Consider the following 22360-nt stretch of genomic DNA (forward strand, 5'->3'; position numbering starts at 1 on the left):
CAATTGATGCACAATTAGCGCATGAATAGCATGCCTGAATGGACTGACCTGCGTTACTTTCTGGAGCTTGCCCGCGCTGGCACGCTGTCTGGAGCATCCCGTCGTCTGGGCGTTGAACATACGACAGTAGCGCGCCGCATAGACCGGCTGGAGAGTCAGCTAGGCTCCACCCTGTTTGACCGCAGCCGCGAAGGCTATGAGCTGACCGAGATGGGACATGCCCTGCTCCCCCACGCCGAAGCCATGGAAAGCGCCGCCCTGACAGCGACTGATCAGTTAGGCGCAGCCAGTGTCTCTGCCCATGGTGTCGTACGCCTCGGCGTGCCGGAAATGTTTGGTACCCTGGTGATTGCCCCTTTGCTGGTGCATTTGCTGAAAGACCATCCCGAACTGAGTGTGGACTTATTGGTACAACCGCGTTTTGCCAACCTGGCTACGCGTGAGGCAGACCTCGGTGTCATGCTGGACCCACCGAATACCGGGCGCTATGTGTTTACCCGTCTGGCGACTTTCCGCCTGAATTTATATGCATCACCAGACTATCTGGCCCGCCATCCCCCCATCCTGAGTGAAACCGACCTGGCCGGGCATGAATTTGTCGATTATGTACAAGACCGCCTGGCCAGCAATGAACTCAATTTCCTCGACAAACTGGGCTTTACGCCAAAAAGGCGCTTGTGCTGCACTGGCATGATGGCGCAATGTGAAGCTGCGGCAGCTGGCATGGGCCTGATCATGGCACCGCCTTATGCCATACCGTCCAGCGGTACTCTGGTGCCGGTTTTGCAAGACAGCTTCTTTACCGAGCGCTCTTACTGGCTGGCTGCTCCTAGCGACCTGTATCGTTTGCAGCGGGTGCGCGTGGTGTGGAACCTGTTGCGCGAATATGCAGAACAACATCCATCTCTGTTTATGCATGCAGAAAATCGTAAGTCCTGATATCGTACACTGCGTTACAAACTGGAAATCGACTAAAATCAGATAAGCTGCACCTGCGTCAGCGTTTCCTGGCACGTAAGCCCTTCATATAACCGACAGCCAAGATTGGAAAGCAATTGCCCACTGCCGCTCTGGATACCAGCCAGTTACAAAACTGGCTAGCCGCCGTCGCCCGCAAAGACGCTCAGGCATTTAAATTTCTGTATGACGCCACTTCAGCGAAACTGTTTGGCTTCGCGTTGCGTATATTAGTTAAGCGTGAGTTGGCAGAAGAGGTTTTACAAGAAAGTTTTGTCAACATCTGGAATAATGCCGCTAGTTATCAGGCAGGTCTGGCTGCACCTATGACCTGGATGACAACGATCGTACGCAATCGCGCTTTCGATCTCCTGCGTCGTGTTGATCACGATGTAGAAATCGATGCTGATAATTTTGATATGGGAATCATGCAAGCCATGGAAAGCACTGAACCGACACCAGCACAGACGCTGGAACTGACACAGGATGCCAAAGCACTGGCGTCTTGCATGTCACGTCTGGAAGGTTTGCACAGGCAGGCAATGGCGATGGCATTTTTCCATGATCTGTCACATAGCGAAGTGGCGGAACACATGAAACTGCCGATAGGTACGGTAAAAACCTGGATCAGGCGCGGGCTCGACAAGCTGCGCACCTGCCTCACACGTCTGGAGGCATGATGAATTTGCACCAGATAAAAAATAATCCAGGTCTGCAGGAAAAATTGGCCTCTGAATATGTGCTGGGCACCCTGCGCGGTGGCGCACGCCGCCGCTTTGATGCCTGGCTCAAACAAGATGCAGCCCTGCGCCAGGTCGTCGGCCAATGGGAAGCACACCTCGTGCCCATGGCAGAATTTACACCTGCTGTAACAGCGCCGGCAGCAGTCTGGCCAGCACTGGAAAAACGCCTGAACCTGAATACCACCAAAGACCCATGGGCCTACTGGCGCAACTGGGGCAAATTGCGCGAAGACCTGGCCTTCTGGCGCGGCCTGGGCATGTTCTCAACCACCGCCGCCGTGGTGCTGGTATCTGTATTGCTGAGCAAACAGGCGGATCAACAGCAGGCAACGCCACAAACCAATTATGTCGCCACTTTGTCGGATGACAAGGCACAGGCTATCGCAGTGATTACCGGCAACAGCAAACGCGGCCAGTTACAGATACGCATGGTGACAGCGCAAAACATCGCTGCTGACAAGAGCCTGGAACTATGGGCAGTGGGCAAGGATGGCAAAGTCAAATCGCTGGGCCTGGTGGCAGACAAAGGAATCATCACCCTGCCCATGCCTAAAGACATGACCGCAGACAGCGTGCCTTTGCTGGCAGTGACGCTGGAACCAAAAGGTGGATCGGGTAATCCTGAGAAACCATCTGGGCCGATTATATTCAAGGGTAACTGGGTGCAGATTTAAATAACACCACAATTGATTGGCTTAATTGGCATGAAAAAAACGGGACTGAAAAGTCCCGTTTTATTATTTGCAGAAAGTCAAAGTCAATCGAAAATTTACGTCCTGGCTGGCAACAAAGTCCCCACCACCTCACCAAAGCCTATCCGCGCACAACCTTCTTTCTGTGCCCAGCCGCGCATGATGATGGCATCACCATCTTCCATAAAAATGCGCTGCTCACCATTACTGAAAGTCAGTGCCTTCTTGCCACCTTCGGTCAGTTCCAGCAGGGAACCGGCTTCTTCTGCCAAAGGACCAGATTGCGTGCCCGAGCCCAGCAAATCACCAGGATTGAGGTTGCAACCATTGACAGTATGATGGGTAATCAGTTGCGCGATCGTCCAGTATGAATGGCGGAAATTCGACAGGGACAAACGCTCGGCAGGTGCACCTGCTTCACGCATTTTTTCGGTCTGCAATAAGACTTCAAGCTGTACATCAAAGGCACCGCTGTCACGCAAATCTGGGGCATCCAGATAAGCCATGGGTTGTGGGTCTTCTGCATCGCGGGTCCAGGCATGACGATAGGGTGCCAGTGCTTCCAGCGACACTACCCAGGGGGAAATGGTGGAGGCAAAATTCTTGGCAAGGAATGGGCCTAGCGGCTGGTATTCCCACGCCTGCACATCGCGCGCTGACCAGTCATTCAATAAGCACAGGCCAAAGATATGCGACTCTGCCTTGTCCATATTGATGACATCGCCCAGTGCATTGCCGGGGCCGACGAAGATGCCGATTTCCATTTCATAATCCATGCGCTTGGCAGGACCAAACAGTGGCGTATCAGAAGTCGGCGGTTTGGTCTGACCTACCGGGCGGCGGAATTGCTGGCCTGATACGCCGATAGATGATGCACGGCCATGGTAGCCGATAGGCAACCATTTGTAATTCGGCAGTAAAGGATTATCCGGGCGGAACAATTTACCAACCGCCGTTGCATGATGTACGGAAGTATAAAAGTCGGTGTAGTCACCAATCTGTGCAGGCAAGGCAAATTCTGCCGCGCTTTGTGCCAGCAGGCAAGCTTGCAATGCTCCTTGCAGATTTGCACCTTCACGCAAGACTCGCGACAGGGCCAGGCGCAATGCTGACCACACTGGTGCACCCAGACCCATCAGGGCATTCAGGTTACTGGCATTGACGGCATTACTGAAATGCCCGCCCTGCAATTCGGTATAACCTGCAAAAGCATGGGCAGCATGGGCGGCAGCCAGATCAAGTATCTGGTCACCAATGGCAATACCGATGCGAAATGCCTGGTTGCTGCCCTGACGACGGAACACCCCGTATGGCAAATTCTGCAAGGGAAAATCCGTGTCAGCCTGATTCGCGGGTGCTACCCAGCTGCGCAAGCCTACATCATGGGTTTCGTTAAGTTGTACCGTCATTTATTTTTGCTCCGGATTAAAATTTTTCTGGATACCTTGCCAGCACTGATAATAGTCAGCCTGCAATTGCGGCGCTTCCATGGCGGCGCGGGTAGGTTTGATGATATTACGCGTTTCTATCATGAATGCCATCGTATCATCGACTTTATGAGGCTTGCTGGTATCTGCTGCGGATGCCTTATCGAAAGTCGGCGCATCCGGGCCGTGGCCGCTCATGCAATTGTGCAAGCTGGCCCCCCCGGGGCGGAAGCCGGTAGATTTGGCGTCATACTGACCATGGATAAGGCCCATGAATTCACTGGCGATATTGCGGTGGAACCAGGGTGGGCGGAAAGTGTTTTCAGCGGCCAGCCAGCGTGGCGGAAAAATCACAAAGTCTATGGTATCCACACCCGGCGTATCACTGGCTGCCTGCAAGACCAGGAAAATGGATGGATCAGGATGATCGTAACTGATAGAGCCTATGGTATTGAAGTGACGCAAATCATATTTGTAAGGCGCGAAATTGCCATGCCAGGCGACAACGTCCAGAGGTGAATGACCAATTTTTGCCGACCACAGATTCCCGCTGAACTTGGCCAGCAATTCAAAATCACCTTCCTTGTCTTCATACCAGGCAACCGGAGTCTGGAAATCTCGTGGATTGGCCAGGCCATTGGAGCCGATGACGCCAAGGTCCGGCAACTTCAATATCGAACCGAAGTTTTCACAGACATAGCCACGGGCCTCGCCATCTGGCAGGTGCACCTGAAAACGCACGCCACGCGGTATCACGGCGATTTCTTGCGGCTCTATATCGAGCAGACCCATTTCGGTACGGATATGCAGCCGGCCCTGTTGAGGGATGATGAGCAGCTCGGCATCGGCGTCATAAAAGAAACGTGACGTCATGTCACGGTTAGCCGTATAAACATGAATGGCACAACCAGTCTGGGCATCGGCAGAACCGTTGCCTGCCATGGTCATCCAGCCATCAATAAAGTCTGTCGCTTCGGTCGGCAAAGGCATAGGGTCCCAGCGCAACTGATTTGGCGTTGTTGGTGTCGCGCCGAAATCATTTGTCATGCGGCCATTGCTGGCTTGCTGGAAAGGCTGGTGCATGGCAGCCGGGCGTATGCGGTATACCCAGGAACGGCGGTTCACATGGCGCGGTGCGGTAAACGCCGTGCCAGAGATTTGCTCGGCATACAGACCATAGGCACACTTCTGGGGGGAATTCTGGCTCTTGGGCAAGGCGTCAGGCAATGCCTCGGTCGCGAATTCATTCGCAAAACCGGTCTGGTACTGCAGTTGAACTTCTCTTTCGTCATGCTTGCTCATAGCTGATCCTGCCATTCTTGATTGAACAGACTTGAACTTTAATGCAAAGCACCCGGTTTTACGATATAAATACAAAAATGTACTACATTCATAAAATCAATAATACTCAACAATGATATTGGACACTGATGCTGGAACCCAAAGACATCGACTTGAACCTGCTGGTGGTCTTCCAGGAAGTCTACCAAGACCGCCAAATATCCTCCGTCGCCCGCAAGCTGGGCTTATCACAGCCAGCGGTCAGCAACGCGCTGGCGCGGCTGCGGCGCAGTTTTGATGATGAATTATTTGTGCGAACGGCAACAGGTATGCAGCCTACGGCGCTGGCAGAGCAACTGGCAGAACCTGTGGCACTGGCACTTACGCATATCACCCAGGCGCTGAATCGTCAGGAAAATTTTGACCCTGCCAGCAGCAAACGCCATTTCACCATCGCCATGACCGATGTCGGTGAAGTATATTTCATGCCCATAATGGCTGAGCACTTGCATACTCAGGCACCGCAGGTACAGTTATCCACTGTGCGCGCAAGTGATATCGATTTAAAAACGGAAATGGAATCAGGTCGTGTTGATCTGGCTATAGGTGCGTTTGATCATTTGTCAGATGCCTGGTACCAACGCCGCCTGTTCCGGCAAAATTATGTCTGCATGTTCCGTCAAGACCACCCGCTGGCAGCAGACAAGCTGGACATGAAGGATTTTCTGGCTGCACGTCATTTGATTGTTGCATCCAGGGAAAACCCTTATGCCAAAGTCAACCAAAGCCTTGAAAAGGCAGGCATCAGTGCAGCCAGCCATTTGCGTGTACCGCATTTTGTTGCTGTTCCATACATAGTCAGTTGTAATGATTTGCTGGTGACGGTGCCACAAAAACTGGCCGAGCGTGCTGCCGCACCGTTTGGTTTGCGTTATGTCAAACCACCCTTGCGTTTGCCTGCCCTGCAAACCAATATGTTCTGGCACAGGCGCTACAATCAGGATGCAGGTAATCAGTGGATGCGTAGTCTGATATCTGATCATTTTCTTGAGTGAATGGGCCATTTCATCGTCTCAGATAAAAATGATGCTGAAAATCCTTCATCATAAGTCTGAAAGCTTTTCCGCCATGGCGTTCCGCTTATCCTCTACACTTGCCGTATTGTTTAATTAGCCGGAGTAAACCCATGCCTGTCATTACCTGTGTAGAAGACCTGCGCCTGCTCGCCAAAAAGCGCGTCCCAAAAGCTTTTTATGATTATGCAGACAGCGGCTCTTACACAGAATCGACTTACAAGGCCAATACCAGCGATCTGGCAGCCATCAAGTTAAGGCAGCGCGTCGCCATCAATGTTGAACACCGTTCTACCCGTACCACCATGATAGGCCAGGAAGTAGCCATGCCGGTAGCAATAGCACCGACCGGGCTGACAGGCATGCAATGGGCCAATGGTGAAATGCTGGGAGCGATAGCGGCAGAAAAATTCGGCATACCCTTCACGTTATCGACCATGAGCATCTGCTCAATAGAAGATGTCGCCACTGTGACCACCAAGCCTTTCTGGTTCCAGTTGTATGTCATGCGCGATCGCGGCTTTGTCAAAGAACTCATACAAAGGGCCAAGAACGCCAAATGCTCGGCTCTGGTGCTCACGCTGGATTTGCAGATTTTGGGACAACGTCATAAAGACTTGAAAAATGGTATGTCGGTACCACCCAAGCTGACCCTGGCAAACGTCATCGACCTCGCCACCAAACCAGCCTGGGCCTTGCGTGCGCTGACTGGCCGCAAGACTTTTGGTAATCTGGTAGGTCACGTCAAGGGCGGCGACGGCATAGTCACGCTGAGCCAATGGACAGCCAGCCAGTTCGACCCTACCCTGAGCTGGGATGATGTTGCCTGGATCAAGAAGGAATGGGGTGGCAAGCTGATACTCAAAGGCATACTCGATGTGGAAGATGCCAGGCTGGCAGTCGCTGCCGGTGCTGATGCTATCGTTGTCAGCAATCACGGTGGCCGTCAGCTGGACGGTGCAATGTCATCGATACAGGCACTGCCAGCAATCGTCGATGCGGTCGGTCATCAGACCGAAGTCTGGTTTGACGGTGGCATACGTACAGGACAAGACATACTCAAAGCCACCGCCCTTGGTGCCAAAGGCAGCATGATAGGTCGTGCCTTTTTGTATAGCCTGGGTGCAATGGGTGAAGCCGGCGTAACTACCATGCTCGAAATCCTGCAAAAGGAACTGGATGTCAGCATGGCTTTGACGGGGACTAAAGACATCCGTGAAGTCAATGCATCGAACATCATACGCGCTTAAGTCATACGTGCTTAAGTCATACGGACTTTATGGCAACACCCGGTATAAAACAATACGCGTTGCGCTTCAGTTTTTATACCGAGGAAATATCACCTCAAAAATCGTTCCTTGTCCCTGGCTGCCGGTCAGCACCTTGATCTCTGCCTTATGGTCTGTTGCAATATCCCTGACGATGGCCAACCCCAGGCCGCTGCCATTTGACTGATCGCTGATACGATAAAAACGGTTGAAGATCAACTCCTGATCTGAAGGCGCAATGCCAGGGCCAGAATCTTCGACTTTCAGCAGTACCTGGTCTTGCAGACTCAGACAACTGACAGTAATGGTTCCCTGTGCCGGGGTATAACGAATCGCGTTATCGATCAGGTTATCAATCAGGTCACGCAACAAAAAGCGGTTTCCCATGATATCGCCGGGTGATAAATCAAAACCCAGGTCAATATTTTTTTTGTCGGCTTCTTCTATGAAGTGCTGTATCGCCTCTTCCACCAGCTTATCCAGTGCTACCTTCTCAAGATAGGCTTCCACAAACTGGCTGGGCTCTGCTCTTGCCAGTGACAGGAACTGGTTGGTCTGTCGTATCACGCGCTCACTCGATGACAGCATCAATTCTATGGAGCGACTGGTTTCTTCATCCGCCACATAGCGCTGCTGCAACCATTCGATCTGCATTTTCAGCCCAGCCAGTGGTGTTCTCAGTTGATGCGCCACATTCGCAACAAAATCACGCTGTGCAGCGGCGCCTACCTGCACTTTACTCAGCAAATCATTGAGTGCCATTACCAATGGCTGTAATTCTAGTGCGTTATGTTCTACGTCAATCAGGGACAAATCATCATAGCTGCGCGAATCCAGGTCAGCGCGCATTTTCTTCAAAGGCAACAGCCCTTTTGACACCGCAAACCAGACAATGAGGATGGACATGACTGCCAGCAAGCCTTCCATCAGCAACAGGGTGGTAAAAATCTCGGAACGGATATTATTCCTGCGCCTCAGGGTTTCACCTACGCCGATGAAGACTGGCTTGCCATCCACCATGGCCTTGAGTGAAATAACGCGTATTCCACCGCCGCGCATCATGCCGTCATAGGCCAGGGGTTCATTCAGTTGTTCAGATGTGTGCAAGGATGGAAAATCAGCATCACCTGCGATAGTTTTGCCTGCCGCATTCCTGACGATGAAATAAATAGGGTCAAAATGACCAACGCGCAGAACTTGTTCAGCTTGCGGTGGCAAGTCAATGGCGACATCAGCACTGGCCAGTTTTAACCTTGGCACCAGTGCCCAGGCCGTGTCTGTCAGTCCTTCATCGAAAGCGGCATTGGCAGGCCCCCAGGCGAGGCGATAAATCAGGATGGCACCAAGGATATTGGTGATCAACAAAGGGGCAATCAGCCATTTCAGCAATCGCAGGCGTATGCTGGCATTCATCAACTGGTTTTCTCCAGCATATAGCCAAAACCTCTGATCGTCCTGATGGTGACACCGGCATCAAGAATCTTGCTGCGTATGCGTGAGACATAGACTTCGACCGCATTCAGCGTGATGTCCTCACCCCACGGCAGGATGGCATCAATGATTTGCTGCTTGGATACCACGCGGGCGACCTGCAACATCAAATATTCGAGCACAGCCCATTCACGTACCGACAATTCAATTGTCTGGCCATTCACGCGGGCGCGCTTGGCAGTCTGGTCCAGCGTCAGTCCCGCCAGTTGCATGGCCGTGGCTTCTGGCGAACTGCGTCTGACCAGGGCCTTGATGCGCGCCACCAATTCTGGTGTAGCGAAGGGTTTGACCAGATAATCATCGGCTCCCAATTCCAGCCCGTGCACACGGTCCTGGATGGAATCTCTTGCTGTCAGCAACAGCACTGGCAAATGAGCATTCTGACTACGTAGGCGTCTGACAACCTCAAAACCATCAATGCCAGGAATACCGATATCGAGCACCATGATGGAAATTTCTGAACGCTGCAATGCTGCGAGCGCATCGAGACCATTATGGACGACGTCAATCACCATACCGTGGGCTTTGAGATTTTTGGAGATGCCATCCGCAATCACGGTGTCATCTTCAACCAACAAGACATGCATAAAATATCCGAATGAGCATATGAACAACCTGGATATTCTACCTCTTTGATCTCTGTTCCAAGCCTGCTCTCACTTATTTTTGATTGTCAGCTTATTGTCAGCCTCCTGTCATGTTGACGACAGAATGCCTTGCTATCCTGCCTCAAAATTTGTAATTGACTATTTGCTGCGGCAAACACCTGGCTGCTTTAGTTTGCTTTGCTGTCAGGTGAATTCCCTTGAGGTGGAAATGAATAAGAACAATACCAGTCTGCATACGTTAAGCATACTGCTCGCCCCCATCTGTCTGAGCATGCTGCTGTCTGGCTGCAACAAGTCAGAGGCCCCGGCATCCAAAAAAGAAGCGGCGGATGAAGCCAAGTTGCCTCTGATCCGGGAAGCAGCGGGGATACGCCTGCCTGAGACATCGCCATTACGGAAATCTATCGTGGTCGCCGCGGTCACCGAACAGACGGTAGAACGCGCCATCAGCATTCCCGGCACCATAGAACTGGATGCGGCAACCTCCATCAAGGTAGTTCCCCCGGTAGCAGGGCGCATATTGCAGTTGAACAAACGTCTGGGTGACAAGGTCAACGTGGGCGACGTACTGTTTTCTATAGACTCTGCCGATATTGCCACGGCCTATAGCGATGCCAGCAAGGCACAAAGCGCACTTTTATTATCAAAACGCAACTTGCAGCGTCAAAAAGACCTAGTGGATGCAGAAATTGCGGCACGCAAGGATTATGAACAAGCAGAAGCAGATTACTCCCAGGCCAGCTCGGAAGTGGGCAGGACCAAAGCCAGGCTGGCACAGCTAGGCGTCAGCCAGGATGGCGGTGCTGGCCACCATTACCAGTTGCGTTCTCCGATAGCCGGACGTGTCATTGAATTAAGTGCAGCGCAAGGTGGTTTCTGGAATGACACCAACGCGCCTTTGATGACAGTAGCTGACTTGTCCACTGTCTGGATGACCGCCAGTGTCGCCGAGAAAGACCTGGCACTGGTGTTTGCTGGTCAAGCCGCCAAAATCACCCTAAATGCCTATGACAATGAAGTCTTCGAAGGCAAAATACGTTATGTCGGCGATGTCATTGATGCAGATACCCGCAGCGTCAAGGTCAGGATTGCGATTGACAACAAGGCTGGGCGTTTCAAACCTGGTATGTATGCCAAGGTCAATCTCAACGGCCAGGCCCATCAGGCACCTGCCATTCCTGCGTCAGCAGTGGTGCAGAATGGTTTCAATACCCGTGTGTTTGTAGAAAAAACACCCTGGGTGTTTGAACCGCGCATCGTCAAGACCGGTGCGCAAGTAGGCGACAAACTGGAAATCCTGTCTGGTCTGAAAGCAGGTGAGCGCATCGTCATCAAAGAGGGAGTACTCCTCAATGATTGAACATATCGTCAAAGTCAGTTTCGCCCGGCGCGGCATCGTCTGGCTGGTCTTTATTCTGGTCGCCATGTATGGCATCTACTGCTGGAACCAGTTGCCGCTGGAAGCGTATCCGGATATCGCCGATACGACTTCCCAGGTCGTGACACAAGTCAGTGGCCTGGCGGCCGAAGAAGTTGAAAAGCAGATCACGATACCGCTGGAACGCGAAATCATGGGGACGCCGGGCATGCATGTGATGCGCTCTAAAAGCACCTTCGGCCTGTCCCTGATCACAGTCGTGTTCCAGGATGGTACGGAAGATTACTGGTCACGCCAACGTTTGCAGGAGCGCATCAGCGCCGTTACCCTGCCCTACGGTGCGCAGCCCGGTCTCGACCCGCTGACATCACCCATAGGTGAAATATATCGCTACACGCTGGAATCCAAGAGCCGTGACCTGCGTGAATTGTCCGAACTGCAGTTCTGGAAGGTAATCCCACGTCTGAAACAGGTGGCGGGTGTGGCCGATGTCACCAATTTTGGTGGTATCACCACCCAGTTCCAGCTGGAATTTGAACCTGAAAAACTCAGTAAATATAATCTGAGCCTGGCGCAAATCACGCAAGCCATCAATGCCAATAATGCCAGTGCTGGCGGCAGCATACTGACACGCGGGCAGCAAGGTTTTGTCGTGCGCGGCATAGGCCTGATCAGCGGCCTGGATGATCTGGGCAATATCATGATCACGCAAAAAAACGGTGTGCCTGTCTTGCTGAAAGACCTGGGTGAAGTGAAGCTGGGTAATCAGGAACGCAGTGGCATACTCGGCAAGAATGAAAATCCTGACACGGTAGAGGGCATCACTTTGCTGCTCAAGGGACAAAATCCATCCAAGGTACTGGAAGGCGTGCACGCCGCAGTCAAGGATTTGAATGAGAATGTCTTACCCAAGGATGTCAAGGTGGTGCCTTATCTGGACCGTACCATGCTGGTGGAGGCAACCCTGCACACGGTAGGCAGAACCCTGCTCGAAGGCATGGTGCTGGTGACGCTGGTGTTATTGCTTTTTCTCGGTAGCCCGCGTGCCGCACTGATTGTTGCGGTGACGATCCCCATGTCTTTGCTGACGGCTTTCATCTTCATGCACCACTTCAAGATACCGGCCAATTTACTGTCTCTGGGTTCCATCGATTTCGGCATCGTGGTGGATGGTGCGATTGTGGTCATGGAGCAGATACTGCGCAAGTTTGAAGAAGATGGCGGCAAGCCCCTGACGGCCAAAGATGTGATGACAGCCGCCTTGCAGGTCAGCAAACCCATCTTTTTCGGCATGGTTGTGATTATCACTGCCTACCTGCCGCTGTTCATGTTCCAGCGCATAGAATACAAATTGTTTTCCCCAATGGCATTTGCGATAGGCTTTGCCCTGTTCGGCGCACTGGTGGTGTCGCTGGTATTGATACCCGGCCTGGCCTATGAAGCCTATAAAAAGCCGCGCAAGGTATTCCATAATCCGGTACTGGAAAAATTTGCTTCCATCTATAGACCCGTCCTGGAAAAAGTCGTCAACTCACCCCGCCTGACGATTGCAGCCTTTGTCTTTGCCTTTGCCGCCGTCGTGGGCCTGGGTGCCAGCATAGGCCGTGACTTCTTGCCCACCCTGGATGAGGGGTCGATCTGGCTGCAAGTCACTTTGCCACCGGGGATTTCACTGGAAAAAGCTGGCAGCATGTCAGATGAACTCAGGAAAGCCACGATGGAGTTCGAGGAAGTGTCCTCCATCGTCACACAACTGGGGCGCAATGATGAGGGCACGGACCCATGGACACCTTCCCACATCGAGGTCAGCGTTACCCTGCACCCGTATGACACCTGGAAATCTGGCTGGAGCAAGCAGGAACTCATCGAAAAAATGGCGCAGCGCTTTGAGAAGTTACCCGGCACCCATGTCGGCTTCACGCAACCCATGATAGATGGCGTACTGGACAAGCTTGCCGGTGCCCATAGTGACCTGGTCGCCAAAGTGTATGGCAATGATTTCAAGGAATCCCGTCGTATTGCCAAAGAAGTAGAAAACACACTGAAAGCCGTACCTGGTGCAGAAAATGTCATTATCGAACAGGAACCACCCTTGCCGCAGATACGCATAGAAGTCGACCGCGCTGCGTCTGCCAGGTATGGCGTCAACGTTGCAGATATCACCGACCTGATAGGCACAGGCATAGGTGGCAAACCCATCGCCCAGTTGTTTATTGATGAACGCCACTATGACATAGGTGTACGCTTTAGCAAGGAATCCCGCAATACCCCGGATGCCCTGGGCAACCTGATGCTGACATCCTCCAGCGGTGCCAGGATCCCGTTGGCGCAGGTAGCCAGCATACGTCTCGATGATGGCGAAAGCACCATCACACGGGAAATGGGCAAGCGCCACCTGACTGTCGGTCTGGGGCTGAAAGGACGCGATCTTGCTTCTTTCCTTGATGATGCCAAGGAACAGGTGGAGTCCAAAGTCAACTACGATCATTCCAAATTCCAGATTACCTGGGGCGGTCAGTTTGAGAACCAGCAGCGGGCCCAGGCCAGGCTGGCGGTGATTTTGCCAGTCGTGGTGGCGCTGATGTTCATTCTGCTGTTTGGACAATTCAGGAACCTGCGTCAACCGGCGCTGATACTCATGGCTGTGCCACTGGGTGCCATCGGTGGCTTGTGTGCCCTGCATTTGCGTGGCATGACGCTGAACGTATCCAGCGCGGTGGGCTTTATCGCCCTGTTTGGGGTTGCCGTAATGGATGGGATTTTGATGGTGTCGAACCTGAATCGCCTGCGTGCCGAAGGCAAATTGTCATTGCGGGATGTGGTGCTGCAAGGTGCACGCGAGCGTTTCCGCCCGGTACTGATGACCGCCAGCGTTGCAGCCCTGGGCTTGCTGCCTGCCGCCATCGCCCACGGCCTGGGCAGTGACGTGCAGCGCCCGTTGGCCACGGTCGTTGTGGGTGGTTTGATCACGGCAACCGGCCTGACCCTGGTATGGCTGCCAGGTCTCTATTACCTGATAGAAAAATATATGGAAAACAAAAACAGTAAAGCTGCAGCACACCATGATGCCAGCGTCGCGGATGCAGTGTAAGGAATCATCATGCCAAAAATTAAGAAGCAAAAATCTCGTGCCCTCCCGCTGATGTGCGGTCTGCTGCCGCTGTTGCCACTCTTGCTGCAGTTGCCTGCTCATGCACAAGTTAATGCACAGGTCAATGTGCAGGCCAATGTGCAGGAAAATACGGTCAGCATGCAGCAATACCTGGCTGCAGTAGAAAACAATAGCCTCGATCTGCAAGCGCAGCAAGAACTCATCGCGAGTGCGAAGGCAGGTATTTCCATCGCCGGTGTACGACCAGATCCACAATTGACAGCGGGTATTGATGCCAAGGAAATGTATGGCCCAAACAAGCCCAATACTGCCACCACGTCGATAGCAGGTATTGCCATAACCCTGGAAACAGCCAACAAGCGAGGGGCACGCATACAGGCCGCCGAAAGCAATGTACGCCTGGCTGAAGCCGGTGTCTCAGCCTACCGGCGGCAACTGCTGAGCGATGCCTCCAACGCATTTACAGAAGCCTGCCGTTCTGCGATGTCACTCGCACGCCGGGACAGCAGCCTGAACGCCATGCGCGATATTGTAAAGATGAATGAAACACGTTTTAAAACAGGTGACATAGGCAAGCAGGAACTGGTGCAATCAAAAGTCGAAGCCGATCGTTTTTTCATGGATGTCACCAGTGCCCGCGCTGATACTATCAATGCTGAAGCACAATTATCGAATTTCCTGGGGAAGAGCTACCAAGAGATTTTTGCAGACAGAAAATTGGATTGCAGCTATCAGCAGGACGATGTGATAGCAGACCTGGCTACGTTGACACGGCAAGCCCTGGAGAAACGGGAAGACATACAAGTAGCACGCTCCGCCAGCGAGAATGCCAAAGACAATATAGAACTGGCAAGAGCCAATCGCTGGATAGATCCAGTAGTCAATCTTGGTATCAAGAACACGCCCAGGGTTAACGCGATACAGAATGCCAGCGGCACAGTCACGAATTCTCCGGCTGAACGTTCGAGTCCGCTGAGCCTGACTGTTACGATTCCCATTCCTTTTTCACGCATGCAAAGCGGTGAATTAAGCCAGGCACAATCAGCGCTGACACAGGCGCAACTGCAATTGCGCTCAACGCTGATGAAGGCAGAAACTGAGGTAAGAGGCAGCTATCTCCAATATCAGGCTGCCTTGCAAAATATCAACAACTATAAGGAACATGTACTCGATGATTCCGATCGCTTGCTACAGAGCGTGCGCACCAGCTATCGCAAAGGGGCAGCGTCGATGCTGGAACTCTTGAATGCTCAGCGCAATGCCGATGAAATTTATCAGGCTTATTTACAGGCAGAAGCCACTCTGGCGATTGCCAAAATCAAGCTGCAACAAAGTACGGCTTACCAGATGAAATAAAGCAATGAAATAAACCGATCACATCACAGGTGAACGAAGCATGAAAGCATGGGCAAGCCCATGCTTTTATAACTTCATTTTTGGAAACTAGCCCATGTATATGCATGGGCCAAATTTATTACTTAAGCAACCTGACGTTGCAATTGATCTTGAGTTTGGTTTTGTGACTCTACCAGTTGCAGATTATCTGCATCAATCAGAATGCGACGTGGTTTGTGTGCTTCTGGAATTTCACGTACAAGTTCGATATTCAGCAAGCCATTATCGAGACGTGCGGTGACTACTTTGACGTGATCGGCAAGACGGAAGCGGTGTTCAAAATCACGAGAGGCAATGCCACGGTGCAGGAAGTTGCGTGTGCCTTCGGCCTTCTGGCGACGACCGACAATTTTCAGCGTATCGCGCTCGGTTTCAATGTCGATTTCACTGCGGTCAAAGCCTGCAACTGCCATGGTAATTGCATATTTATCTTCTGCAATCAGTTCGATATTGTAAGGGGGGTAGCTTGGTGCTGTTTCAGCACGTTGAGCATCGTCAAATAACTGGGCCAGGCGGTCAAAGCCGATAGCGGAACGGTACAGAGGAGCGAAGTCAAAATTACGCATGATAATATCCTTATAAATTGAAGCGATATAAATTAAAAATTTAGAAACTATTTTTGAAACTCTTACTACAATAATGCCTGTTTACTTCTACTTCACAGACCTCAGCTTCGAGCATCTGCTGAGTAGAAAATGGCGCTGGTGCCAAGAGTTTCAAGACCCCGATATCAAATTTTTTTTCTTCAATAAAATTTATTAATTTGAGATTATTCTCAGCAGCAATATTTACAACAGTTCAAAGAAAAACAGGAAACAGGCATGGCCAAGCTTTACTTCAGATATTCAGCAATGAACGCAGGAAAATCCACGGCACTTTTACAAGTAGCCCACAACTACGAAGAGCAGGGACAGAAAGTCCGCCTCTACACTGCAGCCATCGATCACCGCTATGGCGCTGGTAAAGTCACGTCCCGTTTAGGCCCACAAAGGCAGGCAGAAGTCTTTGATACGAATTTTGATTTTCTGGCAGAAACACCCAAGGTCAGTTGCGTGCTGGTGGATGAAGCGCAATTCCTGTCTGCTGATCAGGTACGTCAACTGCATCAGTTGGCACAGGTGCGCGGTGTGCCTGTGATTTGCTACGGTTTGCGCAGTGATTTTCTTGGTGAGCCGTTCACCGGCTCAGCATATTTGCTGGCGCTCGCAGACGATATAGAAGAATTAAAAAACATCTGCGCCTGCGGCAAGAAAGCCACGATGAATATCCGTGTTGATGAAAACGGCAGACGCATGAAATCTGGCCAGCAAATTGATATTGGTGGAAATGAGCGTTATCAACATGTATGTGGCCGCTGTTTTTACGCTGGCTAACAATAATACACAGCCCCCTGAAACAAAAGAGCAGGCCCTTGAGCCTGCTCTTTTCACGTTATTCAAACCAGCTTTACAATACCTTCAGAAATTCCGCCAAATCAATAATCTCCTGCGGCGTAAATCCTATATTGAAACGCTTGTCATAGAATTTCACGACATCTGTAATCTCCTCCATGCCACCATTATGGAAGTAAGGGGAACGTGCTTCTATGGCGCGCAGGCTGGGTACCTTGAAGCGACCTATGTCTTTCCATTTTCCTGTATTCATGGCATTGCCAGGATCTGTGGTTTGCACGATTTCGCCGGTCAGTTTGTTCCTGAGAGAGTACAGCGGCATGTCTGGTGTGCGCAGGCCGGCATCTGATACACCGGTATTGAACAGACGCGGTACAGAATGCGTACCGACATTGCCTACGCTATGGCAACTGGCACAGGTTGCGCGCTGCAAGGGGACGCGCAATTCATCATTGAAGCCGGCAACGCGTGTGATGTTAAAAGGCTTGTTATTGAAAACCTGTTCACCTCTGGCTATCGATGCCCTGGCAATATTGATCGCTGTTGGTGGCTGCGGCGGCTGTTGAGGTTGCGGAGCACGCCCCTGCACTGGCGGGTTTGGTGGCGTTGGCCTGTCCAGTCCGCGCCATGCGGCAAACATGTTCATGACATTACGGTCGAACGGTGCACCCGTAATATAGTCACCGGCATCAAGGTCATTGATACCAAAATAAAAATTATTCTTTGCCAGTTCAACAGGCCCACCTTTGGCGCCAAGATCTGTCAGGTTACCGGCTGCGAGGCTGCTGATCTGTGCAGTGAATAAAGTCTTTTCAAAATCGACGATGCTGCGCTGCTCTGCCGCAGTCAGGCCCTGTGCTGCCTGGGCATGGCCAGTGACTGCGCTATTTGACTGATGCAACAAATCGACATCGGTAGTGGAAAAACATTGCAACGGACGGGTATTACGTATGCACAGACTGGACTTGGCATCGCTAAAGGTTTCACGGCCATCCCACATGACGGTGCTCAGGAATTTAAGGTTAGTAGTTGGCAGCGGGCGACGGAATAGCGATACCTCTTTGGCACTGGCGTAGCCATAGGGGTCATCGACTTTATCCAGTATAAATTCAGCATCAGCGGGTACAGGCAAACCGACTCTGATGAGCCCTTTGGACAGCAGCATGTTATAAGCCTGGCGCTTTTGGTCTATCGTTGCCACTTTGGCCGTCGGCGAATTCGCCCCATCAATGAGGGCAAACACCGGATCATTGCCATTGCTGGCATTAAATCTCAGTTGCAGGTCGTCTGGACGTATGCTCCAGCCCTGGCTTTCCTGATGGCAGCTGGCACAGCTGCGGCCATTGCCAAAGGCTTTAAAGTAGGGATTGCCCTTGTCTATACTGCCAGTCGTGGATACCGTCAGTGCAGCCCCCTCGCCATTGGCGATAGGCACGAGTGAAGGTGGGTCTGCCGGCGCTGGTGAGAGTGCTGGTGCAGGTGCAGCAAGCGCTGATGACGTTGTTACCGGTGGCACAGCCTGTGTGGCTGAATTGCTTGTCGTTGATCCTGTAGTGCTGGCCTCGCCACCGCAGGCAGCGAGGCTCATCAACATGACGATGGCACTGACTATCTGTACTCGGCCATGCAATCGCTGTTCTTTATATAATTCCATTTGAAATTCCCCCTGGAGTGTAATTTTTTGCTGCTCAAGAAGCCTTGCATTCTCCGCCGTTCTGGAACTGCCATGTTCTGAGACTGGCTACAGAATGATTTCTGAATGTGAAGAAAAAATGAAGACCACGGGGTTTTTAAAATATCGTCGACAGAATTGCAGAAAAATATTTTTTTGATGCTTATCGTCTTTACTCCATGATTCCTCCATAATTGGCTGGCACCATGGCAAATTAATATATTCAATATGATCCGGGAGCCCTGAAGTATGCGTCTGACCATCGCCCGCAAACTTGCTTTGGCCATTACGGCAATTGTGATTATCAGCATCAGTACGCTGGCCTGGGTCACCAGTCAAAACCTGAAAAGTGGCTTTATTGCCTATCTCAGTGATCTGGAAAGACAGGACCTGGTCAGGCTAAGTAATTTGCTGGCGGAAGATTATCGCCAAAATGGCAATTTTGATCGTTTCCAGGCCAACCGTCGCCCCATGCGTGACTTGCTGGACCAGATACGCAGCCAGCCGCGCCCACAAAATGAAGATGCACCACCACCGCCGCCACCTAGAAGAAGACAAGGTGAAGGCGATGCTGAGGATCATCGTGACCAGCGGCCCCCACCTCCCCCGCCAAGGGTCCAGGGCAGGGCACAACGCGATGCGCCACCTGAGCAAAGGCCACCGATAGATCCCATGAACTTTGGCCAAAGACTATCCCTGATAGACAAGAGTGGTATAGCTCTGATAGGCCCTGGCGATGCGCCTGGCGGCAGCATCGTGCCCATCATGCTGGGCAATGAAAAGGTAGGCACGCTGAGGCTGGCACCCTTGCGGCAAATCTCGAACGCCAGCGCGATGGATTTTGTCAGCGTGCAAATACGTCATACTTTGTGGCTGGCGCTGGCACTGATACTGGTATCGCTGGCATTTTCCCTGTGGCTGGCCAGGCATTTATTGCGTCCTTTAAAATCCCTGCATCAGGTCACGGCAAAAATTTCCAAGGGACAGCTTGATGCCAGGGCTGAAATGATCAGCCAGGATGAACTCGGTGACCTCGCCCGTGACATCAACAGCATGGCGCAAAACCTGGAGAGAAACGAGGCGCAAAGAAGCAAGATGCTGGCAGATATTTCCCATGAGCTGCGTACCCCGCTGACTGTCATACAGGGGGAGGTGGAAGCACTCATGGACGGTGTACGTCATATCACGCCAGCGGCGCTGGAGTCCCTGCATGCAGAAGTACGTCACATCAACAAGCTGGTCGATGATTTGCGCCAACTGACCCTGGCCGATGCCGGTGAACTGCATTACCAGTTCCAGGCCATGGATTTGCATCCCATGTTCGCTGACCTGTTGCAGCGCTTCAGTCTGCGCATGGCGCAAGCTGGCCTACACCTGGACAGCCAGTTGGGCAACATGCCAGCATGGATCAATGCCGACGGCGGACGCCTGACCCAGGTACTCAGCAATCTGCTGGAAAACAGCATACGTTATACCGATAGTGGCGGGGTTATCCTCTGTACCTTGACACGCAATGGTGCCTTGCTTGAGCTGGGTATTGAAGATAGTGCGCCTGGTGTGCCGGATGCCAGCCATGCGCTGTTGTTTGACCGCCTGTACCGGGCCGATAGTGCACGCAACCGCGCCAGTGGTGGCAGCGGCCTGGGCCTGGCGATTTGCAAGGTCATTGTTGAAGCACATGGTGGACGTATCAGTGCATCTGCTTCACAATTGGGAGGCGTGAAAATTTTGATGCAATTGCCTTTTATCAAGACACCGTAAATCACCACATGGACAAGAGCGCCCACATATTCATTGTTGAAGATGACTTGAAAATCGCAGCCCTGTTAAAAGACTATTTGCTCGCAGCAGGCTACCAGGTCAGCCATGAAGCGAATGGCAGGCTGGCGCTGGAACAATTGCGCCTGTCAGCACCCAACCTGATCTTGCTTGACCTGATGTTGCCAGAACTGGATGGCATCAGTATCTGCAATGAAGTACGCAAATTCAGCGAAGTGCCCATCATCATGCTAACTGCGAGAGTGGAAGAAGTAGACCGTTTACTGGGGCTGGAAACCGGGGCCGACGACTATGTCTGCAAACCCTTCAGTCCGCGTGAAGTAGTAGCGCGTGTCAAGGTACATTTACGCCGCAGCATGGGTCTGATTAGACAGCCAGCTTCTGAACAATCACTTTTTACTATCGATAAAGAGCAACTGCGCATATTGGTCGATGCCCAGCCATTGAATCTGACACCAGTAGAATATCGCTTGCTGGCCGAATTCATCAGCCATCCTGAGCGGGTGTTCTCACGCCAGCAGCTACTCGATTTTTCCCATGAAGATCAGCGCGACATCAATGACAGGACAGTGGATACACACATCAAAAATATACGCAAAAAGATACAGCGAAAACTGCCTGGCAATGAGTGCCTGCATTCTGTGTATGGCGTGGGCTATCGTTTTGAACTGCCATTGTCAATTTAAAATTTGCAGGAAAAAAGATGTCCTTTATGCTTGACTTAGAGTCCACTCTAAGTTCCATGATCAAACCGTGACCAAACAATTCATTTCCATAGGTAAGCTGGCTTCCCTGACAGGCTTGTCTGCGTACACCCTGCGCTTCTACGAAAAGGCGGGGGTATTGCAGGAAGCAAAAAGGGCCGATAACGGCCATAGGCGTTATAACATTCAGGATGTCTTGTGGCTGGAGTTCGTGCTGCGCCTGAAGAAAACCGGCATGCCGTTGGCAGACATACGTGAGTATGCGCAGCTCAGGGCAGATGGGGAAATGAGCTTACAACAGCGGTTGACGATGCTGGAGCTCCATCGTCAACGCCTGGTCACCACCATGTCTGAGCTTGCGGCAAATGCCAGCGCCCTGGATGACAAGATTGATGTTTATCAGGAAATGATACGCAAAACTGGCAAGAAAAAGAAAGTCTGATCATGGATCAAAACACGAATGCACGCACTGGCGAACGTTATCAGCGTGGTTGGGAAAAACTGAAAGAAGTTGATGGCGAAGCAGGCGAAAAAATCATTGCGTCACTGGCAGACATTGCTCCCGACTTTGCTCGCTACCTGATTGAATTCCCTTTCGGGGATATTTATTCGCGCCCGCAACTGGATTTGCAGTCACGCGAAATTGCCGTAGTCGCAGCACTGACAGCCATGGGAAATGCCACTCCCCAACTCAAGGTGCATATACAGGCCGCATTGAATGTGGGATGTACGCGGGAAGAAGTGACTGAGGTCATCATGCAGATGGCAGTGTATGCAGGCTTTCCAGCTGCTTTGAATGGTTTGTTTGCTGCCAAAGAGGTGTTTGCAGCACTGGATACTACGACTGCTGCTGCGTGCTGACTACCGCAGTTTAAATCGGCAGGCAGTAGCTTTGCTTGACGGTATCCATGACGAGTGTGGTCTGGAACTTGAGGATATGATCGTTGGTGGAGAACACGGCGCGAGCGAAGCGCTCATGGGCAGCCATGTCTGTGGCTTGCACAATCAGCATGAAGTCAAACTCGCCCGAGAGATAGAAACATTGCTGTACTTCTGTCAGGGCTTGCATGTCTTGCCTGAAGCTGTCGATGGCATCGCCCAAGCCTTTTTTGAAAGCCACTTCAACCATGACTGTCAAAGGATAGCCAACTGCCTGAGGGTTGACGATTGCCACCTCGGCCCGGATTACACCATCGTCGCGTAATTTACGTATGCGCCGCTGCACGGCAGTGGTGGACAAGCCTATGTCCGCTCCTATCAGCTCTGCAGAGTGGCGGGCATTATTTTGCAGGCAACGCAAAATGGCAAGATCAAAGCCATCCGGTATCATTGTTTGAGGATAACAAGTTCATAGCGGGAAACCTATGTAGAGTTGTCGCAAAACCGCCC

At 51.8% G+C, this 22360-nt stretch carries 20 protein-coding genes; 13 read left to right on the plus strand and 7 right to left on the minus strand.

The window, feature by feature from the left end; genetic code table 11:
• Window positions 1-21 precede the first annotated feature (21 nt).
• The 3 genes from ACO0LG_RS03540 to ACO0LG_RS03550 all read left to right on the plus strand — a co-directional run bounded on the left by ACO0LG_RS03540 (window position 22) and on the right by ACO0LG_RS03550 (window position 2374).
• Window positions 22-939, plus strand: a complete 918-nt coding sequence (locus tag ACO0LG_RS03540; protein WP_423023387.1) for a LysR family transcriptional regulator — start codon at window positions 22-24, stop codon at window positions 937-939.
• 116 nt (window positions 940-1055) lie between these two features.
• Window positions 1056-1637 carry a sigma-70 family RNA polymerase sigma factor gene (locus ACO0LG_RS03545; RefSeq protein WP_423023389.1) on the plus strand — a complete coding sequence of 194 codons (582 nt, stop codon included), beginning with the start codon at window positions 1056-1058 and terminating at the stop codon, window positions 1635-1637.
• Window positions 1637-2374: an anti-sigma factor gene (locus tag ACO0LG_RS03550; protein WP_423023391.1), complete on the plus strand. Its 738-nt coding sequence runs from the start codon at window positions 1637-1639 to the stop codon at window positions 2372-2374. Before ACO0LG_RS03545 ends, ACO0LG_RS03550 begins: the two co-directional genes overlap by 1 nt.
• Before the next feature lie 95 nt (window positions 2375-2469).
• Here the strand turns inward: ACO0LG_RS03550 and fahA are convergent, their stop codons facing one another.
• Both fahA and hmgA read right to left on the minus strand, forming a co-directional pair.
• A complete protein-coding gene (fahA, locus tag ACO0LG_RS03555) occupies window positions 2470-3801 on the minus strand; it encodes a fumarylacetoacetase (protein WP_423023393.1) in 1332 nt (443 codons plus the stop codon).
• The gene (gene hmgA / locus ACO0LG_RS03560; RefSeq protein WP_423023395.1) at window positions 3802-5121 is read right to left on the minus strand and encodes a homogentisate 1,2-dioxygenase; all 1320 of its coding nucleotides are present in this window, start codon (window positions 5119-5121) and stop codon (window positions 3802-3804) included.
• A gap of 128 nt (window positions 5122-5249) precedes the next feature.
• On the opposite strand from hmgA, the gene ACO0LG_RS03565 reads away from it, so the two are divergent.
• Window positions 5250-6155, plus strand: a complete 906-nt coding sequence (locus tag ACO0LG_RS03565) for a LysR family transcriptional regulator (RefSeq protein WP_423023397.1) — start codon at window positions 5250-5252, stop codon at window positions 6153-6155.
• Between the two features lie 131 nt (window positions 6156-6286).
• Window positions 6287-7423, plus strand: coding sequence for an alpha-hydroxy acid oxidase (locus tag ACO0LG_RS03570; protein WP_423023399.1), 1137 nt, complete (start codon window positions 6287-6289; stop codon window positions 7421-7423).
• Window positions 7424-7489: 66 nt separating this feature from the next.
• Here ACO0LG_RS03570 and ACO0LG_RS03575 read toward each other — a convergent pair whose 3' ends face one another.
• Both ACO0LG_RS03575 and ACO0LG_RS03580 read right to left on the minus strand, forming a co-directional pair.
• The gene (locus ACO0LG_RS03575) at window positions 7490-8854 is read right to left on the minus strand and encodes a sensor histidine kinase N-terminal domain-containing protein (RefSeq protein ID WP_423023401.1); all 1365 of its coding nucleotides are present in this window, start codon (window positions 8852-8854) and stop codon (window positions 7490-7492) included.
• Window positions 8854-9519, minus strand: a complete 666-nt coding sequence (locus tag ACO0LG_RS03580) for a response regulator transcription factor (protein WP_423023403.1) — start codon at window positions 9517-9519, stop codon at window positions 8854-8856. Before ACO0LG_RS03580 ends, ACO0LG_RS03575 begins: the two co-directional genes overlap by 1 nt.
• A 229-nt stretch (window positions 9520-9748) precedes the next feature.
• Here ACO0LG_RS03580 and ACO0LG_RS03585 point away from each other — a divergent pair, with 229 nt between their 5' ends.
• The 3 genes from ACO0LG_RS03585 to ACO0LG_RS03595 are packed head-to-tail and all read left to right on the plus strand — an operon-like array spanning window position 9749 to window position 15386.
• Window positions 9749-10900, plus strand: coding sequence for an efflux RND transporter periplasmic adaptor subunit (locus tag ACO0LG_RS03585; RefSeq protein ID WP_423023405.1), 1152 nt, complete (start codon window positions 9749-9751; stop codon window positions 10898-10900).
• Window positions 10893-14009, plus strand: a complete 3117-nt coding sequence (locus ACO0LG_RS03590; RefSeq protein WP_423023407.1) for an efflux RND transporter permease subunit — start codon at window positions 10893-10895, stop codon at window positions 14007-14009. Before ACO0LG_RS03585 ends, ACO0LG_RS03590 begins: the two co-directional genes overlap by 8 nt.
• Before the next feature lie 9 nt (window positions 14010-14018).
• Window positions 14019-15386, plus strand: coding sequence for a TolC family protein (locus ACO0LG_RS03595; protein ID WP_423023409.1), 1368 nt, complete (start codon window positions 14019-14021; stop codon window positions 15384-15386).
• 122 nt (window positions 15387-15508) lie between these two features.
• Here the strand turns inward: ACO0LG_RS03595 and ACO0LG_RS03600 are convergent, their stop codons facing one another.
• A complete protein-coding gene (locus ACO0LG_RS03600; protein ID WP_423023411.1) occupies window positions 15509-15991 on the minus strand; it encodes an Hsp20 family protein in 483 nt (160 codons plus the stop codon).
• Window positions 15992-16246: 255 nt separating this feature from the next.
• Between ACO0LG_RS03600 and ACO0LG_RS03605 the strand changes: the two genes are divergently transcribed.
• Window positions 16247-16798: a thymidine kinase gene (locus tag ACO0LG_RS03605; protein WP_423023413.1), complete on the plus strand. Its 552-nt coding sequence runs from the start codon at window positions 16247-16249 to the stop codon at window positions 16796-16798.
• Window positions 16799-16871: 73 nt separating this feature from the next.
• On the opposite strand, the gene ACO0LG_RS03610 is transcribed toward ACO0LG_RS03605, so the two are convergent.
• Complete coding sequence (locus ACO0LG_RS03610) at window positions 16872-18470, minus strand: cytochrome C (RefSeq protein WP_423023415.1); 1599 nt, start codon at window positions 18468-18470, stop codon at window positions 16872-16874.
• A gap of 267 nt (window positions 18471-18737) precedes the next feature.
• Here ACO0LG_RS03610 and ACO0LG_RS03615 point away from each other — a divergent pair, with 267 nt between their 5' ends.
• From ACO0LG_RS03615 to ACO0LG_RS03630, 4 genes are all read left to right on the plus strand, one after another.
• A complete protein-coding gene (locus tag ACO0LG_RS03615; protein ID WP_423023417.1) occupies window positions 18738-20249 on the plus strand; it encodes an ATP-binding protein in 1512 nt (503 codons plus the stop codon).
• Between the two features lie 8 nt (window positions 20250-20257).
• Window positions 20258-20953, plus strand: coding sequence for a response regulator (locus ACO0LG_RS03620; RefSeq protein WP_423023419.1), 696 nt, complete (start codon window positions 20258-20260; stop codon window positions 20951-20953).
• A 67-nt stretch (window positions 20954-21020) separates the two neighbouring features.
• Window positions 21021-21413, plus strand: coding sequence for a MerR family transcriptional regulator (locus ACO0LG_RS03625; RefSeq protein ID WP_423023421.1), 393 nt, complete (start codon window positions 21021-21023; stop codon window positions 21411-21413).
• 2 nt (window positions 21414-21415) lie between these two features.
• Window positions 21416-21832: a carboxymuconolactone decarboxylase family protein gene (locus ACO0LG_RS03630; RefSeq protein WP_423023423.1), complete on the plus strand. Its 417-nt coding sequence runs from the start codon at window positions 21416-21418 to the stop codon at window positions 21830-21832.
• Window positions 21833-21842: 10 nt separating this feature from the next.
• Here ACO0LG_RS03630 and ACO0LG_RS03635 read toward each other — a convergent pair whose 3' ends face one another.
• Window positions 21843-22301: an Lrp/AsnC family transcriptional regulator gene (locus ACO0LG_RS03635; RefSeq protein WP_423023425.1), complete on the minus strand. Its 459-nt coding sequence runs from the start codon at window positions 22299-22301 to the stop codon at window positions 21843-21845.
• Window positions 22302-22360 lie beyond the last annotated feature (59 nt).

The organism is Undibacterium sp. Ji42W, from assembly GCF_049340405.1.
In the GTDB taxonomy this organism is placed as follows: Bacteria; Pseudomonadota; Gammaproteobacteria; order Burkholderiales; family Burkholderiaceae_D; genus Undibacterium.

What these genes read in the sequence shown, in the direction of transcription:
- ACO0LG_RS03620 (WP_423023419.1), top strand. Translation starts at nt 20,258, where the DNA reads ATGGACAAGAGCGCCCACATATTCATTGTTGAAGATGACTTGAAAATC.
- ACO0LG_RS03550 (WP_423023391.1), top strand. Translation starts at nt 1,637, where the DNA reads ATGAATTTGCACCAGATAAAAAATAATCCAGGTCTGCAGGAAAAATTG.
- ACO0LG_RS03580 (WP_423023403.1), bottom strand. Translation starts at nt 9,519, where the DNA reads ATGCATGTCTTGTTGGTTGAAGATGACACCGTGATTGCGGATGGCATC.
- ACO0LG_RS03540 (WP_423023387.1), top strand. Translation starts at nt 22, where the DNA reads ATGAATAGCATGCCTGAATGGACTGACCTGCGTTACTTTCTGGAGCTT.
- ACO0LG_RS03630 (WP_423023423.1), top strand. Translation starts at nt 21,416, where the DNA reads ATGGATCAAAACACGAATGCACGCACTGGCGAACGTTATCAGCGTGGT.
- ACO0LG_RS03635 (WP_423023425.1), bottom strand. Translation starts at nt 22,301, where the DNA reads ATGATACCGGATGGCTTTGATCTTGCCATTTTGCGTTGCCTGCAAAAT.
- ACO0LG_RS03590 (WP_423023407.1), top strand. Translation starts at nt 10,893, where the DNA reads ATGATTGAACATATCGTCAAAGTCAGTTTCGCCCGGCGCGGCATCGTC.
- ACO0LG_RS03600 (WP_423023411.1), bottom strand. Translation starts at nt 15,991, where the DNA reads ATGCGTAATTTTGACTTCGCTCCTCTGTACCGTTCCGCTATCGGCTTT.
- ACO0LG_RS03605 (WP_423023413.1), top strand. Translation starts at nt 16,247, where the DNA reads ATGGCCAAGCTTTACTTCAGATATTCAGCAATGAACGCAGGAAAATCC.
- ACO0LG_RS03595 (WP_423023409.1), top strand. Translation starts at nt 14,019, where the DNA reads ATGCCAAAAATTAAGAAGCAAAAATCTCGTGCCCTCCCGCTGATGTGC.
- ACO0LG_RS03610 (WP_423023415.1), bottom strand. Translation starts at nt 18,470, where the DNA reads ATGGAATTATATAAAGAACAGCGATTGCATGGCCGAGTACAGATAGTC.
- ACO0LG_RS03575 (WP_423023401.1), bottom strand. Translation starts at nt 8,854, where the DNA reads ATGAATGCCAGCATACGCCTGCGATTGCTGAAATGGCTGATTGCCCCT.
- ACO0LG_RS03570 (WP_423023399.1), top strand. Translation starts at nt 6,287, where the DNA reads ATGCCTGTCATTACCTGTGTAGAAGACCTGCGCCTGCTCGCCAAAAAG.
- hmgA (WP_423023395.1), bottom strand. Translation starts at nt 5,121, where the DNA reads ATGAGCAAGCATGACGAAAGAGAAGTTCAACTGCAGTACCAGACCGGT.
- ACO0LG_RS03565 (WP_423023397.1), top strand. Translation starts at nt 5,250, where the DNA reads ATGCTGGAACCCAAAGACATCGACTTGAACCTGCTGGTGGTCTTCCAG.
- fahA (WP_423023393.1), bottom strand. Translation starts at nt 3,801, where the DNA reads ATGACGGTACAACTTAACGAAACCCATGATGTAGGCTTGCGCAGCTGG.
- ACO0LG_RS03615 (WP_423023417.1), top strand. Translation starts at nt 18,738, where the DNA reads ATGCGTCTGACCATCGCCCGCAAACTTGCTTTGGCCATTACGGCAATT.
- ACO0LG_RS03585 (WP_423023405.1), top strand. Translation starts at nt 9,749, where the DNA reads ATGAATAAGAACAATACCAGTCTGCATACGTTAAGCATACTGCTCGCC.